Source organism: Nocardia brasiliensis (genome assembly GCF_042691675.1).
Lineage (GTDB): Bacteria > Actinomycetota > Actinomycetes > Mycobacteriales > Mycobacteriaceae > Nocardia > Nocardia brasiliensis_D.
In genome coordinates, this window is record NZ_CP170507.1 from 1,163,296 (window position 1) to 1,183,758 (window position 20,463).

Annotated in this window: 12 protein-coding genes; 11 read left to right on the plus strand and 1 reads right to left on the minus strand. The window is 68.1% G+C overall.

The annotated features are described in order from the left end of the window. The first annotated feature begins 63 nt into the window (after positions 1-63). The 10 genes from ACFK0J_RS05640 (at position 64) to ACFK0J_RS05685 (ending at position 18,375) form a co-directional block, all read left to right on the plus strand. Complete coding sequence (locus ACFK0J_RS05640) at positions 64-207, plus strand: hypothetical protein (protein WP_378737191.1); 144 nt, start codon at positions 64-66, stop codon at positions 205-207. A gap of 141 nt (positions 208-348) precedes the next feature. Then, positions 349-666: a hypothetical protein gene (locus ACFK0J_RS05645; protein ID WP_378737193.1), complete on the plus strand. Its 318-nt coding sequence runs from the start codon at positions 349-351 to the stop codon at positions 664-666. Between the two features lie 19 nt (positions 667-685). Then, a complete protein-coding gene (locus ACFK0J_RS05650; RefSeq protein WP_378737195.1) occupies positions 686-1,195 on the plus strand; it encodes a YbaB/EbfC family nucleoid-associated protein in 510 nt (169 codons plus the stop codon). Positions 1,196-1,211: 16 nt separating this feature from the next. After that, a complete protein-coding gene (locus ACFK0J_RS05655) occupies positions 1,212-11,636 on the plus strand; it encodes a hypothetical protein (RefSeq protein ID WP_378737197.1) in 10,425 nt (3,474 codons plus the stop codon). A gap of 37 nt (positions 11,637-11,673) precedes the next feature. Further along, a complete protein-coding gene (locus ACFK0J_RS05660; RefSeq protein WP_378737199.1) occupies positions 11,674-11,958 on the plus strand; it encodes a hypothetical protein in 285 nt (94 codons plus the stop codon). A gap of 165 nt (positions 11,959-12,123) precedes the next feature. Beyond that, positions 12,124-13,065, plus strand: coding sequence for an alpha/beta hydrolase (locus ACFK0J_RS05665; RefSeq protein WP_378737201.1), 942 nt, complete (start codon positions 12,124-12,126; stop codon positions 13,063-13,065). Between the two features lie 263 nt (positions 13,066-13,328). Then, positions 13,329-15,326, plus strand: coding sequence for a hypothetical protein (locus ACFK0J_RS05670; RefSeq protein WP_378737203.1), 1,998 nt, complete (start codon positions 13,329-13,331; stop codon positions 15,324-15,326). Next, complete coding sequence (locus ACFK0J_RS05675) at positions 15,323-16,138, plus strand: ESX secretion-associated protein EspG (RefSeq protein WP_378737205.1); 816 nt, start codon at positions 15,323-15,325, stop codon at positions 16,136-16,138. Before ACFK0J_RS05670 ends, ACFK0J_RS05675 begins: the two co-directional genes overlap by 4 nt. Positions 16,139-16,289: 151 nt before the next feature. Next, positions 16,290-18,041, plus strand: coding sequence for a hypothetical protein (locus ACFK0J_RS05680; RefSeq protein ID WP_378737206.1), 1,752 nt, complete (start codon positions 16,290-16,292; stop codon positions 18,039-18,041). Positions 18,042-18,168: 127 nt separating this feature from the next. Then, the gene (locus ACFK0J_RS05685) at positions 18,169-18,375 is read left to right on the plus strand and encodes a YbaB/EbfC family nucleoid-associated protein (RefSeq protein WP_218473814.1); all 207 of its coding nucleotides are present in this window, start codon (positions 18,169-18,171) and stop codon (positions 18,373-18,375) included. Here ACFK0J_RS05685 and ACFK0J_RS05690 read toward each other — a convergent pair. After that, positions 18,354-19,013: a response regulator transcription factor gene (locus ACFK0J_RS05690; protein WP_378737209.1), complete on the minus strand. Its 660-nt coding sequence runs from the start codon at positions 19,011-19,013 to the stop codon at positions 18,354-18,356. The two genes, ACFK0J_RS05685 and ACFK0J_RS05690, sit on opposite strands and share 22 nt — an antisense overlap. Positions 19,014-19,226: 213 nt before the next feature. Between ACFK0J_RS05690 and ACFK0J_RS05695 the strand changes: the two genes are divergently transcribed. Then, positions 19,227-20,456, plus strand: a complete 1,230-nt coding sequence (locus ACFK0J_RS05695) for a hypothetical protein (RefSeq protein WP_378737210.1) — start codon at positions 19,227-19,229, stop codon at positions 20,454-20,456. Positions 20,457-20,463: the final 7 nt, after the last annotated feature.

Here is a 20,463-nt window from a genome sequence, read left to right on the forward strand (position 1 = left end):
TCGAAGGTGTGGTGCTGGAGACGAAGTTCGGTGCCGATGTGGCGGCACGAGTTTGTCGACGGTATGCCAGACCTGACCGATCGGCTGGCCGAACACCTGTTGTGGTCGGCCGGAATTGGCGAGAACGATGGATTCGACTGCGGCGCGGCCGCGTTCACCGAGGTCGACGACCGGCCACGGTCCGGGGTGACCGACACCGGCTGGTGACCCCGGGTGGGCGCTGTGTGGTAACTGCGGCGGCACTGTCCGTTCATGTTCGGGCCACGAACATGTCGCCAACGGCTGTCAGTGTCGATAGGCACGGGTGTGCAGGTGCGGAGCGACCGCAAGAGCACAGAGGAGCAAGCGATGGCGCCGAACGTCGAGAACAGTCCGGATCTCTTGCGCAAGGCAGCACAGAACAAGACCGGACATGTGCGTGATCGCCTCAACAGTGTGCTGTCCACGCTGGAGAGCTCGCTGGCCGGGCGGGGCAGGCCGTGGGGTGACGACAAGATCGGCCACCGGTTCTACAACGGCGAGAACGGCTACGGCACCGGACGTGAGCACGCGACCAAGAACGTACAGAACGCGGCGACCAGCTTCGATAACTTCGAAAAGGGGCAGGTCAAGTCGGCAGGCATGCTCAAGACGATGGATACCGGCAACGCCGCGGGCTACCGGTGATCCGGGACCGGACGCGGGCATGACAAACGAATACGCGAAGACCGAACTCGCCTCGGTGTGGGAGGAAGTACAGCAGCAGTTCCGCTCGATCGCCCAGATCCAACAAGAGCGGGCTCAGCTCACCGCGAGTGCGACGGTGCGTAAGCGGGTGACGGTGACGGTGAACGCCGACGGCACCATCATCGAGACGAAGTTCGGGCCACGGATCGAGGAATTGAACTTCACCGAGATCGCCGAGGCGGTGACGGCGGCGGCGCAGCAGGCGTGCGCCGAGCTGGCCCGCAAGACCCAGGACCTGATGGCGCCACTGCACGAGCGGCGCGCGCGACTGCCGCGGGTGTCGGACCTGATCGAGGGCATGCCGGATTTCTCCGCCCAGCAGCCGGTCGAGCCCGAGGTGTCGCTCGCGCCACCGGGATCGGCGGAACGTCAGGACGCTGCCGACAACGACAGCGCCGCTCGGGAATTCAGCAATGTGGAGGCATACACCCCGGATCTCGGTCGCGGAGTCACCCAATCCAGCTGGTGATCGAGGGTAACCACTGATGGTTGAGGTTCCAGGCGCCCTGCAGTGGCTGCTGGAGGTCGTCGCCGGGTCCGAGTACCCGGAGGGCGACCCGGACGGGATGCGCGGTCTGGCCGGTGACTGGCGCACCGCCGCAACGGAATTGCGCAAGATCCTGGCGGATATCGATGCCGCCAAGGAAGCGACCCGCAACGCGTATCCGCAGGGCGCCGGTGTCGAGGCGATGCTCGCCGACCTCGACGTCTATCGCAACGGCGACCAGTCACTGGACTTGCTGGCCAAGGACTTCGAGAGCCTGGCCGAGGCGGCGGACGGTGTCGGCACCGAGATCGAGTACGCGCAACTGATGGTGATCACCTCGATCGCCTTGCTCGCGTTGGAGATCGCGATCGCCTGGCTCTTCCCGCCGACCGCGCCCGCCACCGAGGCGCTGGCCATCATCGGCACCAGAGCGACCGTGCGGTGGATCGCCGCCCGCTTGATGAATCGAGTCGTGCAGCTGCTGTCGAGGGTGCTCGGCAGACGGCTGGCCAACTTTCTGGTCCGGCATGTGGCGATCGACACGGTGATCGGCACCGGACAGGACCTCGGTATCCAGGAATACCAGCGACAGGCCGGACATCGGAAGAACATCGACTGGACGCAGGTCGGCATCACCGCGATCAGCTCCGCCGCCGGTGCGGGGGTGGCCAGCCCGATCGGCGAACGGCTCGGCCGACGCCTCGGCCGAGTGGTGGGCGACGACGGGCAACCCAGGATTCGGCCCGCGGTCAGCGGCGCGATCACCGGCACCGTCGCGGGCACGGCCGGTGCGGTCGGTGGCTTCGCGGGCAGCATCGGCGCGCAGCTCACCATCGCCGCGTATCAGGGCGACGGCAACTGGGATTGGGGCAAGGCCTGGGACGGCCTGAACATCAAAGACCAGTTCGATTGGCGGATGCTTTCCGCGGGAGCGACGAACGGCGCAATGTCGGGGGCGAACCGGGCGACGGCCGACAGCTTCTATCGCAACCGGCATCCCGATTGGTATCGGCCGCCCGGCGGTCCGATGGACCCGAGTAGTGGTCCACCCGGCGGCCATTCGCCCGCCGGAACACCGCCGGGCGGCGGGGGTGACAATTCGGCGCGAAATGGGGGTCCTGGTAATCGGGTGCCCGCAGGACCGGGCACTGGTGACGGGCCGACCGCTGGACACGGTGCGGGTGACGGTTCCGTGAATGGCCGCCCTGTCGCCGATGCGTCGGTGAATGGACGTGGTGCGGGGGATAGTTCGGCTGTTCACCCAGCCGCTGGTGACGCCGACGCACCCGCGGGTTCGGACAGCGGTGCGCGGCAAGTTGGCGAGCCCGTTGGCGGGGAAAACGACCCTGCTGGACAAGGTGATTCGAACTCCGCCCGGGATTCGGACAACACAGTTGACGGATCGACTACGGACAATCGCGCGGGAGCCCCGTCGGCGGAGCCCACCAAGACGCCGGTCGCGGGTGTCGACGCCGGAGTTCATGCCGAGCCCGCACCTAGCGGTACGAACCACACGACGTCAGCCGGTGACGGGTCATCCGCTCGACCCGCGGTGGGCCAGGAGGGCGTGCACACGGATTCCGACAACAGTGGCGGAGTGGTTACCGCTTCTCCTGCGGATAGTGCTGCACAGCCATCACATCCGGCTGCGACGGATGCCGACGGGACGGCGACCGGTGACCGGCCGGGAAGTACTCAGGTACAACCCGCGCAAACCCCGCTCAACGGAGTCGATCCCACCGATACGCCGGTCGACGGTACGGAGCACGGGACGACGCCGGAAACCGGAAACAACGGAACGCCAGCGATCGGCGACCGCTCCGGACAACAGGCGCCAGCTGTGCCTGGTCCGACCCACACTGGTACCGGCCCCGCTCACCTCGGTTCCGACGCCCGTGTCGGCGCCGAGCCACGGACCAATCCCGAAGTACGCAACGGTACTGAGACACGCAGTGGTGCACCATCGTCCACCGCGCGCCCCGATGCCCCGCCCGCCACCCGCCCCCAGCCCACAGCCGACGCACCCGCACGCCCACAACTCGGCGCCGATCCCAGAGCCGCCGAGCCGCGCGCCGGTACTCCGGAAAGTCGCCCCGCCACCAACGTCCGCGCCGACGAGTCGCGAGCCGGTGCGGCGGACACCAGGACCGGTCTGGGCGACAACGCCATCGCCGCCGAACCACACCGCAGCATCGCCGACGCGCGCACCGAATCACGCTCTGGCACATCGAATGTGGCGGATGACGGCTCCCGGATCCGACCAGTCCTCGGTGTCGCCGAACCGCATCGCGATCAGGCTGTGCCAGACCGCGGTCGCGCTGAGCAGGATTTCGGTCGCGCCGAGTGGGATAGCGCCCGGGCTGAGCAGGATCGCGTAGGCGCCGAGCCCACCCGGGCACGACCCGACGATGCCCAACCCAGCCGTCGCCCGGACCAGCCAGGCACGCCCCTGCTACCGGAAAACGTGCTGGCCTTCCCGTTGCACCCGGGTGATACCGGCGGACGCGATTCGACCTCGCGCACGACGCCACGACCGGGAATGGGCGACAACAGGATCGGCGCGAACCGTCCGGAAAGCCGTTCGACCGATCGGCTCGCCGCAGCAGCCGAGGACCGGTCCGCGGCCATGGAGGGTGAGCGCGGCGGCGACGTCGACGGGCCCGCTGATCGTTCGCCGGAGGACACGACGCCACGGATCGATGACGAATGGTCGCGCCGGGATGCCGCCGAGATCGAGCGAATACTGAAGCAGCGGCATGGATTCGAGGAAATCGTCGGGTTCGACAACTCGGACGTTCCGGCGGACGTGCTGCGTGAGTTCGCGCGGGCGGTCGACGAGAAGCTGTCCGAGAATCCCGAGATCGACCTGCGCCGCCTGCGTATCCTGCCGCTCGCCCCCAACCCGGAAACCGGCGCGCCGGTCTACGCGCGGGCCCACTACGACATCGATCCGAACGACATCTACTCGTATCACACCAGCGCGATCACGCTGAACGCCGACGTGGCCACCAACCCGGATGCGATGCGCACCTCCAAGCTGCGCGCCGAACAGGTGCGGCATGCCCCACCCGGCGCTGCCGCCCGCCCGGTGTACGCGACGATCCTGCACGAACTCGGCCACGCGCTGGACTTCGCGGGCGGTATGCGCGCCCGCAGCCAGATCGAGGACGCGCTGCTGAATCACTACCGGGCGACCTACGGCCACGTGGACCCGGACGAGTACAGCGTGTGGCTGAACAAGCTCAGCGGCTACAGCTTCGACCGGCACGGCAATCTCACCCTGCCCGAAGCCCTCGCCGACGCGTACCTGGATGTACAGCTGAACGGCAGGCACGGCGAACTCCGACCAGATGGCACCGAGGGCACGGCCTCGGAACCCGCGACCGTGCTACACGACCTGCTGATGCGGGAGGCCAAGGGCGACGCCGAATCCTCCAATCGTCCGGATGATGTCATCATCGGCCTGCCCCCCGCCGAAGAGCCCGGCTCCGCGCGTCCCGAAAAGCCCTCGCCCCGACCGGAATCCGTCGGCGATGACAACACCGGCACACCGAGCCGACGCCACGAGGATGCGGAAGGCCCGCCGCCGCAAGAAGGTTCACCCGAACCGGAGCCGAACGCCGGACCGAGGCCGCGTTTCGCCGAGCCAGGCGAGACCCGTCCGCATTTCCTCGACGTGGACGGCGAGCAGTTGCCGCTGTGGTTGCGCGCCGACGAGACGGGTCGCTGGCAGGTCGAACTGCGGCAGCCGCACGAGCCCGTGCCCAACGAACCCGACGCCAACGAGACCGAGCCGGACGCGGCCGCCGCGACCAAGCCAGCGGAACCGGCCGCGCAGCCCGACCCACCGTCGCGCCTGCGCCGTCTCCTCGACATGATCCGCGCCGGATACCAAGGCCTGGTCCCGAAGTACCCCTCGGGGTCCGGCGTGGACAGCGCTGGTCAATCGATGCTCAGCCATCAGGCCGGTGTGCCGCTGATCAAGCACACCGATCAGGGCGACGTGCTGCAAACCAAATTCAGCCCCGTGCGCATCCTCAAAGAGGGCGCGACCATGTGGAAGAACCGCGAGCTCATCCCGTTCCTGAAACACCTGACCAGCCGGATTCCGGACCAGACCGGCCACTACTCGGTGCCGCGCACCCGCGACGGCGAGGAGTACCGCTACTGGCTGGACGAGGCGGACCCGGAGCTGGTGCGCAAGGAACTCGGAGTGGAGCTCGAGGACTTGCGCCGCGAAGCCGCCGAGGAGGACCGGCGCGCGAAGGAGAACGAGCCCGGCGAAACCGCCCCGCCACCGAAATCCCCCGAATCGCCTCGCGTGCATCCGAATACGACGGGCGTGTTCCGCGAATTGATTGACGAGCTGACCGACGCGGCGGGCCGTCGCGAGGATCTGTCCGACGTGTTGAAGGCCGAGGCGAGGCGGCTCGGCATCGACCTGCCCGACACCGTCACCCCGGACGATGTCCGCCGTGCGGTGCGCGTGCTGGAGTACCAGCAGGCTCGCCGCATCGGCGCCCTGGCCGGACTGGTCGAAGCCGCACGGCGCTACAACTTCGAAAACCAGCGCATCCCCTACAGCGAACAGGTCAACTTCTTCGACTCCGACCCGATGAGCCGGTTCCTGCGCGAGGTCGTCCGCGCCAACGACCGCCCCACCACCATGCTGGACTGGGAAGGCGTCAACAACGGCGGCGAGCCGGGCCGGGACTGGGGCGATCTCACCTACACCGACCAGCCGGGGCTGGACGAGGGCATTCCGATCTACTTCGAGAACGCACTGCGCCGCGACCAGCTCAAGGACGAACGGTCCGTCTGGGCGCAATTGCTCGGCGTCGATCTGGCGGGGCTGGACCAGCGCGCGACCGAGACGCTGACCGAGCAGTTGCGCAACATCCGTGACCGCGCCGCCGAACTCGCGGACTTCCGCGACGAAGCCCACCGCTACCTGCGCGCCGACGGTGAAGTGGACGAGCTCACCGGGATCGTGGCCGATATGGCGTTGCGTGCGTCGATCGAGTCCGACGGTGGCTTCGTCTTCCCCGACGTGGACGGGCTCGGGTTGGTCCCCGGTGAACCGGGCAAACGGCCGCGGCTGGTGGTGATCGACGGACATCTCGACCACGAGCGGGTGCTCGCCGACGCGTTGGCCGAACATCGGGACCTCGCCGAAGCGGTGAATACGGGGCTGGTGGATGTCGTGCACCGGGTCGCACACGTCCAACCGGATGGGACCGTCCGGATCGGCGAGACAGATCCGTTGCAGGTGCGCCACCTTCGCGAGGAGCTCGAGGGACGCACGCTGAACGTGACGGCGGTGCGTGACGAGGACGGACCGTGGCGCGCCATCCCGGATCCGCAGCAGGACAGCGGCGTCCGGCCCCGCGACACGGAGCCGGAACGGTTGTCCCGCAGCGAGATCGAGACGGCCAGACAAGAACTCGCGGATCGGCTCGCGGTGCCGAGCGAGGATCGGGATTCGCCCGAGCGCCTGCGGCAACTACGGAACGAGAACGCCATCCGGGCGGCCCAGATCGAGGCGGTCATCGACTATGCCCGCACCGCATGGGATATCGATGACTTCCACGCCCACGACGACGCGCGATCGCAGCTGGCGCATCGGCTCGGACTGGACGAGGTGCCGCTGACTCCCGAACGGGTAGCGAAGGCGCTACTGGATCCGAAGCTCGGCAAGGCACGCCGGCTCCAGGCGGTTCAGGACCTGGTCGCCTACGCGAAACTGTTGCAGGGCACCGATGCCGACGTAGTTCTTGCCGCGCGGGATCGGTTGGCCGAGCGGCTGGGCGTCGGCGAACGGCCGGGCCGGTTCCCGAAGGACCTGTATCCGCTGAAGTTCACCAAGGATCTGGCGCACCGGGTGCCGAACACCGATGCCGTCGATCCGAACAAGCTTGCCAAGGCCATTGGGAAGCTGGCGCGCCGACCGCGCGAGCGCGCGAACCTGGCCGACGCGCTCGCCGAGTACTACCGGACGATCAACAACCTCGATCCGTTCGATCCGGTGACCCGTGGCGACCAGGCGATCGATCCACGGGTGGCGGATGTCGAATTGCCGGTGCACGACAAGGCGATCGCGCATCTGCTCGACCTGGTCGGCGATGTCGGCGCCCTCACCGACGCACTGGACGGCGCGGGTCTGTTCGCCCGGCACGACACGCCGCCCGATCCGGATGACCTTGGGGCCAGCCGTGATTGGGCCCGGACCGTCGGCGTCGATCTGACCGAGGCCGATGCCAAGCGCTGGGCGAAGGTTTACGAGGTCTACCGCGACGGGAAGATCGACAAGAAGGAACGCCTCACCCCCGCCCAACTGGCCGAAGTGCAAGCCGCGCTGCGTGCGGAGGTCACCCGCCGTGGCGCCGACCTCGACGCACTGATCGATCTCACCGACCGGGCCGCCGCCCTCGACGCGGCACAGCAGCCGGAGGGGAACAGCAAGAACTCGCCGCCCGATGATCCGTCGCTCGGAGCCGCCCCGCCGCGGCCCGATACACCGGACTCGGACAGCGGCGGAAAGCCCGAGCCGACCGGCGACGACGGAACGAAGACACTGCCGCAGGACCCTGCGGGCAGCCGCGAGGAGCCGCCGCAGGACGGCGTCGACGCGGACCTGGCTCGGCAGGTGACGAACCGGCTGGCCGCCGAAAATGCCGCTGCCGTCGCGGAATTGGCCAGAGCGCGCGAGATATGCGAGGCGGCCATGCGCGGTTTGCCCGTCGACGAGACCGGGCTGACCGAGGAGGCACTCGACGGCACCATCGACGCTTTGGCGACGAAGACGGTGCGCCAAACCCCGCACGGCAACGAAATGGCGGACTACCAGGCGCGCGTCGCCGCGCTGGAAGAAGCGGCCGTCGCCGTCAATCGAGCCGAGGCCAAAGTGGCCTTCTTGGACGAGATGGTCGCGCTGGCCATGGAGCGCGAAGCACTCGCAGCACAAGGCGCCCGTCCGGTGGGCGACAGCAACCGGGTCGGCGCGGTCGATGGCGACCCGCCGCGCATCGTCGTGATCGGCTGGAACGCACCGGACCAGGTCCGCGCCGACCTCGCCGCCGAACACCCCTGGCTCGTACCCTTCCTCGACCGTTCCGACGTCGTCGTCAGCCACGTGGAAATCGCTTACCGCCCGGATGGTCGAATCATCCACCTGCGCACCGACTTCGGTGTGGACGGGCCGATCCACAATCCCGCCGAAGATCCGGTGCGTACCGACGCCACCGATCTACCGGACCCGGTCCGTCAACTCGTGCAGGCGCAGCAGCGGACCGACACCGAATTCGATGCACTGCAACGCCGGAATGCCGAACGGCATCAGGACTCACAGCGAGACACCGACGCTGAGTTCGATGCGGCACAACGTCGGATCGATGAGCGGTACGCGGAGGCGCAGCGGGCGGTGGAGCGCCGGATCGAAGAGGCGCGGCGGTCGTCGGACCGAACGGAGGCCGATTTCGATGCGCTGCAACGTCGAATCGCTGAGCGGCACGCGGAGTCGCAACGGCGCACCGACACTCGGTTCGATGAGGCGCAGCGCCGGATCGATGAGCGGTACGCGGAGGCGCAGCGGGCGGTAGAGCGCCGAATCGCGGAGGCATGGCGGTCATCGGAGGAAACCGAGGCCAGCTTCGATGCGTCCCGCCGCAACATAGCTGAGCAACATCAGGAGTCGCAGCAGCGAACCGAAGCGGATTTCGATGCGCTGCAACAAAAGATCGCCCAACGGCATGCGGAGTCGCAGCGGCACACCGACACTCGATTCGACGAGGCGCAGCGCCGCAGCGACGAGCGGTACACGGAGGCCCAACAAGCGGCGCAACGCCGCGCCAAAGAGGCCAAGCGGCTGCTGGATCAAGAGGAGCCCCCAGTGCGGCCCGGTGCTTCGGCTCCGCCGCGCGCTCCCCACAATGGCGCGGAAGGTGACGTTCGAGTCTGGCCACCAGAGCAGGCACCGAGACAGCAGCCCGATGGGTCTGCGGGGGCGGCCGAGCTGGGCCACTCCACAAGCCTGTATGAGGACGGCTCGGGCGTGTCCGGTGCAGGCCCAGAAAGTGCTCCGCAGCAAATGGATTCGCAGGCCGGGCCATCTCGAACGCGGTCATCCGAAGCCGACAGGCCGCTAATGCAGGAAGAGGGTGGTAAACAGGAATCACAAGATCCCGCGACCCGTGAAAATGGGTCAGCCGAGCAGGAGCCGAAGCGAACTGCTGCCCGCCAACGGGATGATGGCGAGCAGGCGGCGCCCGCGCGGGCACCGGGTCAACCGGGAGACGATGGTGTGCAGGGGCCGCCAGCGCGGCAGGGCGATGATGGTGGGCAGGAACCACCCGACCCACGGACGACCGATGGGGATGACGGACCGGTAGGGGAGTCGCCGCGTCCCATCTGGCGGTCGCATATTCCACATCCGCCGCACCCCTACGACTTCGAGTTGCCGGACATCACCCTGTTCCCACCGGTGGTCCCCCAACCCCCACAGCCACCGGTTCCACCCGAGCCGCCCCAGCCACCGGTCCCGCCGCAGCACCCGCCGACCGTTCCGAGCCACCCCCGGCCACCCACGCCTCCGGCGACGCCCGAATCGCCGAAGCCGCCTACCCCCCAAGTACCTCCGCAGCCGCCGGAATTGCCGAAACCCTCTGAGCCGCCGACCCTTCCGGATCCGCCGCAGTTGCCCGGGGTGCCGACGCTTCCGGATTCGCCGCAGGTGCCTGGGGTGCCGACGCTTCCGGAGCTGCCGCAGGTGCCTGGGGTGCCGACGCTTCCGGAGCTGCCGCAGGTGCCTGGGGTGCCGACCCTTCCAGAGCCACCGCAGGTGCCCGAGGTACCGACCCTTCCAGAGCCACCGCAGCTGCCCGCGCTGCCGACCCCTGAGCTGGCGGTTCCGCCTGAGCTGGCGGTTCCGCCTGAGCTGGCGGTTCCGCCTGAGCTGGCGGTTCCGCCTGAGCTGCCGGTTCCGCCTGAGCTGCCGGTTCCGCCTGAGCTGCCGGTTCCGCCTGAGCTGCCGGTTCCGCCTGAGCTGCCGGTTCCGCCTGAGCTGCCGGTTCCGCCTGAGCTGCCGGTTCCGCCTGAGCTGCCGGTTCCGCCTGAGCTGCCGGTTCCGCCTGAGCTGCCGGTTCCGCCTGAGCTGCCGGTTCCGCCTGAGCTGCCGGTCCCGCCTGAGCTGCCGGTCCCGCCTGAGCTGCCGGTCCCGCCAGAACTGCCGGTCCCGCCAGAACTGCCGGTCCCGCCTGAGCCCCCGGTTCCGCCGGAACTGCCAGCTCGACCCGAGCTGTCGACCCCGGAGTTGCCAGCTCCACCCGAGGTGCCAACGCCGGATCTCCCACTGCCACCTGAGCTGCCGGACCAGCCAGCGATTTCGGACCTACCGGACCTCCCGGAATCCCCGCTGCCACCCAGTTCCCCGGAGTTGCCGGTACCGGAACTGCCGTCCGACTTGCCGGATCTTCCGGTACCACCAGGGTTCCCGGACGGCGTCCTGCCGCCGGACCCGCCGGAGACACCGGGTTCGCCTGATCTGCCGCACCTTCACGTACCGCCGGAGGTGCCGGGGCCGCTGAAGGTGCCGGGGTTGCCAGAGCTTTCGGACTCGACGGTGCCGCCGAGCTCGCTTCAGCTGCCTCATCTGCCTGATGTGGATTCGGCGGTATCGGCGAGCTCTCCCGGTCTGCTGGATACATCGCTCGCCCGGCGATGGGATGAGTCCGCCGGTGGTGCGGCGTTGCCGGGGCCGAATGCTCCAGGGGTGGCAGGCCATTCGTATGCACTCTCGGAATCGACTCCGCCTGGAGATCACCACACGCAGGTGTCGCCGACCGGATCGTTGGATGGCGGATCCGGCGCACCGGGGATGACTACGCCGGGGTCGGGGGAAGGGCGGCAAAATGCTGGTCCCGGGCACATACTGCCGCCGATGGCACCGCCGCCCGCATCAGGGCGGCCGTCACGTGCCTTTCCGCGAGCTTCGGCCTACGGCAATGGCCACGGGTCGACAACCAACGGAACCCGCAGTGGCGCAAGCATTGTCGTGCGCTCGCATACCGGCTTCAGCGGGTTTGCCGAGTTCGATCCGGTAACCGGAGTGCTGCGCGAGCACCCGTCGGGTCTGGGTTCGTTGGGTGGGGTGTTCGGCGAGTTGGGCGAGCTACCGGTGGTGTTCTACCGGGATGGCGGGCGGTTGACGGTGCGTGCGGGCGATCGGGTCATCGACTTGGACGCGGCGCATGTCGGCGCCGAATGGCAGCGGTTCGACGAAGGGACTACCCGCTTCCTGCTCACGACGGCGGGAACGGTCGTCTGCGATGTGCGCTACCGGTCCGTCCTGCCCGATATCGACCTGGGCCTGCTGATTCGTGACGTGCTGGCCGACCCCGACCGGCGTACCCGGATCTTCGCCGGATGACCGGCGCACGGACAATGGCGGAAATCGAGGAGGAACGATGCGCGAGGACTTCCCCAACGACAACGAACTACGCGGCAATTTCGAGGAACTGCTCGCCTCGGTGCGCAGCGGCGGCGGCCTGTTCACCGAGAGCGGGCTGGATACGGCAACCGAGAACGCGCTGCTCGCGATCGCCCGCGCCTACCCCGAGGTCCCCGATCACCTGATCACCGCCGCCCACCGCGCATTCGCGGGCCAATTGGACGGCTCGAACGCGGCGGCCGTCAAAGCGGCTACGGCCCGCAAAATCGCCGAAATAAACCGCCGCGGCACCGCCCGCTGACACCTGGCGCGGAAATGCCGCTCGCACGACCGGCCAGGTGTCCAACAAACGACGCGACCGCTTGTGCTGTTTGACGAATCGGCCTGCTTGCTATTGCTAACACCCATCCTCGCTGGGTCCAATTGACGGATGGTCAATGGTGATCGAGGCTTTACCGGTGTGTCTGTGCCCAGTCGAGGCGCGATCTTCGCGTTGAACGCGACACTGCGTCCCCTGGGTTCGGTGTTGCCACCGAACCGCTTCGGGGTGGCCGCCGCCCGGCTCGGCCTGGCCGCTTCGTGCAGGCTCTGGTTCGACAGCAAGCTGCCGCATCGGGTCGTCGACGAGGCGGGGCCGCGCGGCCGGACCGTCGGCGAGTGGGTCGGCGAACCGCCCCGCCCCGGCACCCCGATCATCTACTACCTGCACGGCAGCGGTTACGTCGGTTGCAGCCCGACCACGCATCGTGGCCTGGTGTCGGAACTGGTGCGGCGGCTGGGGCGTCCCGCCTTCACCCTGCGGTACCGGTTGGCTCCGAAGCACCGGTTCCCGGCCGCCCACGACGACGTGCTCAACGGCTACCTGTGGTTGCTCGAGCAGGGTCACGCCGCTGAAGACATTGTGCTGATGGGGGACTCGGCAGGCGGCCACATGGCGCTCGGTTTGGCCGTGCAGCTGCGTGCGCTCGGCGTCGCGCAGCCCGCCGCGATCGTCGCGTTCTCGCCGCTGGTCGACGCGACCTGGGCGTTGGCCGCCGCGCGTCGCGCGCAGGTGTGGGATTCGTTCATGTCGCTGAGCCTGGCCAGCAAGATGACCGGGCTCTACACCGGGACAACCCATTTCGACGATCCACGACTGGACGTCCTGAGTGGCGTCGGCGCGGATCTGCCGCCGATGTTGCTGCAAGCGGGCGCCAGCGAGATGCTGAGCGCCGACGCCGAACGTTTCGGCGAGGCGCAGCGCGCGGCAGGCGGACAGTGCCAGGTTCAGTTGTGGCCCGGCATGTTCCACGTCTTCCAGGTCGGTCACCGCCTGCTACCCGAAGCCCGCGCCGCGCTCACCGCCGTCGAACAGTTCGTCGCCGACGTGGAAACCCGTTCCGCCACCCGAGACTCGCGCTCAGCCTAAGAAGTAGTTAATTTTCGCGGGCTCGCAGCGGCGGTCGCGGGCCCTGCGCGGCGGGCGGGTCGCGCGGGAAAAGGGTGTGCACACCTGATATCGGTGCCGCGCCGTTGCCGTTCCCGAGCCGATGACGTCGCCGTGACCCCATAATGATGGTGGATTGCGCCCCGAGCTCTCGTTCGGTTGAATCCTCTCAGGCGCCACTCGAATGCGCATCATGCGAGGTGGTGGCCGAGCGCGGGTGGGGAACGTCAGGAGGAGCGTTCAACGTGGGAAATGACTCGCCATGGTCCGGGCTGCGGGCGCAGCAAAAGGGCAATGGAGACATCGTCAAGGTTGATACCGGTGTTGCCCATGGCTGCGCGAAGGCATGCTCGGACATGATTCGTGAGCTCAGGGGCTATCAAAAGATCATCAACACCGAGCACATCGAGACGATGGAGCGCCTGAGCCCGCTGTTCAGCGGCTTGAACCTGACCGAGGCGTTCAAGAAGAAGTCGCGTGACCTGAACGACAAACTCGATCAGCACATCAAGGCGCTGACCGATCTGGGGGACCTGTTCAAGACCGCGGGACTCGCGTACGCGAACCAGGACGCCGACTCCAAGGCGAAATTCAAGGACACCATCCCGCGGCTCGGCCAGGTCGACACCGCACCGTCCGGCGCCGACATCAAGTACAGCGCGCCGGACTACAACAAAAACAAGACGTCGAGCATGCCCGCCGAAAAGCCCACGATGCCCGCGTCGATCAAGGACACCGAGCCCATCGACGTCGGGTTGGAAGCCCCGAAGAGCATGATGGGGCCACAGCTGGTCTCGCTCAGGGAGAGCTCTAAACCGGAGGCGGCGTTCCGGGCCGGTGCCGTCTGGAAGACCCTGTCGGAGCGGCTCGTCGGCGAGTCCTACAAGCTCGAGCAGCATCTGCAGAAGGTCACGGTCGACAACTGGCGCAGCCCCGGCGCGGACAAGGCGGTCGGTGCGGTCCAGCGATACGGCGCCGTCGTCCAGCAGTTGGCGATGCGCATGCAAGTGGTCGGCAATTACCTCACCTACACCTCGCAGTGGCTGAGCGCGACGGTTTCTGCGATGCCGTACTCGCACCAAGGCCTGTCGGAAAGCCAGTTGAACGAGTACCGCGACAAGTATCGGGATACGTACGCGCGGGGCATGACCGACACCACCCAGGCTTTCCCCGTTCTCCCGGACCCGAACTACGACCTCACTCCCAAACAGCCGCCCGGCCAGCAGCCCGGTCAACAACAACCCGGCCAGCAGCAACCGGGCCAACAACAACCCGGCCAGCAGCAGCCCGGTCAACAACAACCTGGCCAACAGCAGCCGGGTCAACAACAGCCCGCCCAGCAGCAACCGTCCCAGCAGCAGCCCACCGGCGGCGGCCCGGGTGGTCCTGGACCCGGCGGACCCGGCCCGAAGGCGACCGTGCCCGCGGGTCAGACCGCGCAGGACCCTTCGAAGCTCGTGGAAGCGGTTTCCAAACAACAGGTCAAACCAGAGGTCGAGCCGAAACCGGCGTCGGAAGAGAAGTCCGGGCCGAAGGAAGAGAAGGACCCGCAGAAGCCGGGAACCGGCGATGGCAGACCATCGACCCTCCCCGCGGCCGCGTCGAGCGGTCAGGACATGATCGGCCCGCTCACCAGCGCCCTCTCCTCGGGCGTGCAGGCGCTGAGCACCGGCATCCAGGGCGCGGTGGAGGCCGCCACGCAGATGCATGCCGCCGAGTTGGCCGCCGCTCAGCAGCAGCAGCTGCAAATCCCCGACGGCCAGCAGCCCGGCGAGCACGACGGCCAGCCGGGCGACGCCGACGACAAAGACAAAGAAGACAAAGACAAAGACGAGAAGGACGAGAAGGACGAGAAGGACGAGAAGGACGGCAAGGACAAGGAAGAAGAAGCCAATCCGCTGCTGAGACTCTTTCCGCGCGCGGAACTTCCGTCGATCCCCACCATGTCCGGCGTCCCCCAGCCGCTCGCCGCGGCCTTCCCGTGGGGACCCGGCGAACCGGGCACCGGCGCGCCGCAGGCCGCATGGGCGGCGGGCATCCCCAATGCGCTCGCCTCGGAAACTCCAGGGGCACTGGGGATTCCGGGAATAGGCGACGGCAGCGCGCCCGAGGCGGCGGTCCGCGCGGCCTCGACAGCCGAGGTTCCGCAGGCGTCGACGGCCGCGGTCGGCGAATTCGCCGCGGAACTCGGCTTGCCGGAATTGCGTCTGCCGCAGACGGATAACCCGGTGACCGAGACGTGACGCAGACCTGGACCTTCACCGACGACGAGTTCGACGCGCTGTGGGAACGCTATTCGAATACCCATCTCCCCGCGCCGTTCATGTACACCGCGCGCACGGTGCGTCTCGATGATTATGAACGCGAATCGTTCCAGACCTGGGAGCGGTTACGGCGCACCCTGGACAGTTCCTTTCACGAGGTGCTGGAGACGTTCTTGCGGCCCGAAGTGTCCGTGGTCGGATACGGGTGGAACGAGCAGGACATGAACAACCCGGAGAAGCGGACCAGGGTACGCGCGGTCCGGGCCGGTTCGCGCGGCTACCTGATGACCCAGCTGCCCGGCGAAACTATCTGGCACAGCGGCGGTTTCGTCATCACCGACTGCGGTCCGCACGGCTTGGCCGAGGCGGCGCTCGCGGCGTTGCCGCAGTCGGACAAGGCTGGTCGCCTGAAAAACGTTCCCATCGTGGTCAACCGGCACGACGACGGCGATTACGACTCGGCAGGCTCTGTCGCCTTGGACTACTCCCGCGATACCTCGGCCCAGCGCAGCCAGCAGTTCTTCGACATACCCGCGACGAGCACCGGCGCGATCACCATCCACCAGGGTCGGTCGAAGTTCGGTCCGCGCGGCATCCTGCAGGAGATCCTGATGTGGCGGGACCTGCCCGATGACGGCCGGTACGTCATCAAGGTCGACAACGCTCCGGTGGCCATCGGTGTCGGGCCGGAACGGCTGCGCAGAATGGTCGACGACGCGATCGAGATGATTCTGGAACGGATGGAAACGCACTGGGAACCGGATGGTTTGCCGGAGCGCGGGCGCTGGTAACCGGAGGTCCAGCCGTGGGAGCGAGCTGGTCGGGAACGGCGCTTCGTAGCGTTTTGTTCAGCGGTCGCCCGCCCCGCCGCTGTGCCAGTATGGGGCGGTAGGACAGCTCGGGCATCGGGTCTCGGTGCATGGATGAGGAGATTGCTGCGACGTGACCACACCAGGCGACGAGGCGGCAGACCGCCGGGCCGGAGACGAGTCGGCCGCGGAGCATGCCGGAGCGGCGAACGACCCGACGGCCGCGGCCGACGATCAGCCCGCGGGCCAGCCGGACGACTCGACATCCTCGCCCGAAGATGCCAAGGCCCAGGCCTTTATGCGGGAGTTCATGACCTCGCTGTCGGACGAGAGCGCGACGGACGAGCCGGGTACTGGCGAACCCGCCGAGGGCGCGCCGACCGAGGCCGCCGGCGAGGCGTTCATGCGAGAGTTCGTGAACGCCTTCGGGGAGTCCGGCGAAGAACCCGATGTCGGCTTCACCCTGCTCGAGCAGCCCCCGGCGGCGGACGTCGCCGAGCGCGCCAAGCAGCTCGGTCACCAGATGGCCAGGGAGCTGGCGGCGTTGGGCCCGCAGGGCTGGCGGCGGCTGGAGGCGGTGTTCGCCCTGACGACCAGCGCGGAGACCGCGTTTGTCGAGTACTCCGACGACGACCAGCGCTCGGTGCAGGCACAGCCGACCCCCGAGATCCTCGAACTGGCCAGGGAACACCGGGACGTGTCCGCGCGGCTGAGCGACGGTCCCTGGTGGCGGCTGCTGATGACGCTGACCAGTTCCGGCGAGATCGAAGTCGACTACGACTACGGCGACGAGCCGTTCCCGGAGGACCAGCTCTTCCCGGCCGAGGTGTATCGCGCCGACCTGGAGGCCTATCCGCGGCAGACCCTGCCGGTGTGGCTGGCGGCCTACGTGGGCCATGGCGAACGCCAGTCGCGCCCGGCGCAACTGGCGGCCGCGCAGGCACGAGCCGATCGCGCGGCGGGCGTGCGAGCTGTGTTGTCGCAGCAGGAGTTTCCGGCCTTCCCGCTGATGTCGGCGCGCTGGGCGGTGATCGCCGCGGCGTTCGTCGCCGCCGGATCCCAGTGGGGACCACGGGTGCTGCCCGCGCTGGGCTGGTTCGAGGGAGCCAAGCGCAGCGGCTCGACGCTGTACACGCTGCCCGGTGGCCGGGCCGTGCTGTCGGGTGGGGTGTGGAACGCGCCAGAGCTGAACGCCACCTACAACGACGGCGCGCCGATGCCCGCGCTGTTCGCCGGTGCGCCCGAGTGGGTGGCCAATCCGGTGCTGAATCCCCGTGCGGCGAGCGGACTTCTGTCGTTCTGTTACTGGTGGGAGGGCGGCCGCTGGTATCGCGGCGAATCGCCGACCTCGGACCAGCTGGCCGAGGCGGTGCCCGGCGTCTGGACCTCCGACACGGTGGTCGATGTGGTGACCGGTCTGCTCGCGGAACAACCGACGGATCGCCAGCGCGAGGCGGTGGCCACCCTGGTCTCGGCGGCGGAGGTCGGCGTCGTTACCCGCGACACCTTGGTCGATGTCTTCGGCGACGACGGCACATTCGACATCGACAGCGCTCTGTACCAGCTCACCCTGGCCGGCGTGACGCTGACGCTGCCGGAGCCGATGCCGCAGGCGGAGGCGATCGAGCGGGTGCGTCAGTACATTCTCGACCAGGAGATGGACACCAGCGGATACCCGTTGGAGAAGCTGCGGGCCGACCGGATCAGCGTGGGCTGGATGGTGTTCGTGCCGACCGAGCCCGGTGAGATCTCGATCGGTCGAGCGATCTTCTATATCGCCGATGACGGTGTGCTGGAACAGTCTTCGTCGTCGGTGGCGCCATCGGTGTATATCGCGGATTTCGAGCAGCGTTTTCAGCAGCGGCAGGGTTCGGTGAATGCGTGACGCACCGGTCCCGGCCGCGCACGGGATATCCTTAAGCGACTGCTAAGTATTCGCCTTCCGGCTACATTCGCCGCACCCGCAGCGCCATTATCGAATCGTATTCATCGGCGGGTTAAGAGGATTCGATATGGCGGGTCATTCCGAGCGGACGGCGACCGGTTCGGCACTCGGCGATCGAGTGCGGGTGACCGTCGACGCGGACGGGATCGTGATCGACACCCATATCGAGCTCGGCGGAGAGCTGGTCGACTACGACACGCTCGCGCAAGCGCTGACCGAGGCGGCGCAGAACGCCCAGGCGGCGCTGAAACTTCAGGCCGCCCCCCACCGGTAGCCGAAGCCGCGGATCGTGACGATCAAGCCGGGCCGACCCAGTTTGGCGCGCAGGCCCGCCATATGCACGTCGAGCACCCGCGATACCGCCGCCGAGGAGTCGCCCCAGATGCGGTCCATCATCTGCTGGCGGCTCACCGCCGTACCGGGCCGTTCCACCAGGATCTGCACCAGCTGGAATTCCTTGGGGGTCAACGGTATTTCGCTGCCCGCCACCACCACCTGGTGGGCAACCAGATCGACCCGGACGTCCTCGGTGACCACGTCCACCGGGGTCGGCTCCCGCGGTCCGGCCCGGCGGGTCACCGTCTCCAGGCGCGCGGCCAACTCCGCGATGCGCGGCGGCTTCACCAGGTAGTCGTCGGCGCCACCGCGCAGCGCGGTGACGATGGTGTGCTCGCCACCGCGCGCGGTGAGGATCAGCACGGGCACCGAGCTGACCTGCCGTAATCGCCGAAGCACCTCCAGCCCATCGATATCGGGCAGGCCGAGATCGAGGATCACCGCGTCATAGTCGTGGTACGAGGCGAGCAACTCGGCGCCGCGGCGTTTACGGTCGACGTGGTAGCCCCGGGCGGTCAGCGCCGCGACCAGGGCGTCTGCCACGCCGTCATCGTCTTCGACCACCGCAAGCCGCACGCGCCGATCCTCGCAAATCGCGAGGTCCGGTGCGCGCGGTTTCGCATTTACCGGGGGTGACCAGCCGTCAGCAAGTCGGAAATAGTCATTTCAGATTCTTAACAGTCCCTTGAGCTTCTTGTCCCCGGTATGGGGCTCGGTGCCCTTGTGTGCGTGTCACTATCGAAAAAAGACTGCGCAGCACCAGTCTCTCGGCAACAAGAACGGCACCTGATGAGCGACGAGAACTTCGAAGACGCCACCGGCGTAAGCGAACTCGCCGTCGCGGAGGCCCGGTCGCCGCTGGCCCGTCTCGTCGCGGGGGTCGCCGCACTCGGCAGGCCAGGACTGCGGCGAGTGGACGCGGCGTTCGCGCTGACGGTGTCCGCCGAGTCGGCGCGCATCATCTGCACCGACGGAACCAGGGTGACCAGGATCGAGGCACCCCCGGCGCTGCTCGCGCTGGCCCGTGCGCACCGGGCCGAGTCGCTGACCGCCGTGGGCGGACCGTGGTGGCGATTGCTGGTGCGGGTGAACGCATTCGGTGCGCCCGAAATCGACTACGACTACGGTGACGAGCCGTTCCCCGGCGATCAATTGTTCCGGCCCGAGGCGTATCGCGCCGACGTGGCGGCATATCCGCGCCCGCGCCTACCGGTGTGGCTCGCCGCGTATATCGGCCACCACGACCGGCAATCACGCAGTGGGCGCCGTGCCGAGGTCGCCGCCCGAGCCGATCGGACTCGCGGCATCCCACCGACCCCGATCACCGAGGACCTGCCCCCCTTCCCGGAGATATGGGCTAGGTGGGCCACGATTTCCGTCGTCTACGAGGCGGTCGCCGCCGATCCGGGGCCGCGGATCGTGCCGGACACGGCGTGGTTCGAGACCGCGCGGAACGCGAGCAGCGGCTCCTCGTTGTACGTGCTGCCGGGGGACCGGGCGGTGCTCTCCGGCGGCGTGTGGAACGCGCCGACGCTGAACGCCGCGTACAACGGCGGCATCGACTTACCGAATCTCTATGCGGGCGCGCCCGATTGGGTGACCAACACGGTGCTGAACCCACGCGCGGCGGTCGGTCTGCTCTCCTTCTGCTTCTGGTGGGAAGGCGGCCGCTGGTACGGCGGGGAGTCGCCTTCGGTGCCGCAGTGCGGCGCGGCATTGCCGCCGATCTGGAGTCCGGGCGCCGTGGTGGAAACCGCGGTGCGGCTGCTATGGCCGCGCCCGGAGCCGCGGCACCGGGCGGCGCTGGCGCGGCTGCTGTCCGCGGCCGAGCGTGGCGCGGTGACCAGGGAGGTAGTGCTGGACGCCGTGGGTGCGCAGCGGGATGTGGACGCTGCGCTTCGGCAGGTGTCCGCCGCTGGATTGCTGGCGTCGTCCGGGGCTACGGTGGAGCGGCGGTACCCACCGAACGTTCACCTACTGGACGGTTGGTATTTGTGCGATGATCGAATCGCGTTGTAGCCGAAGG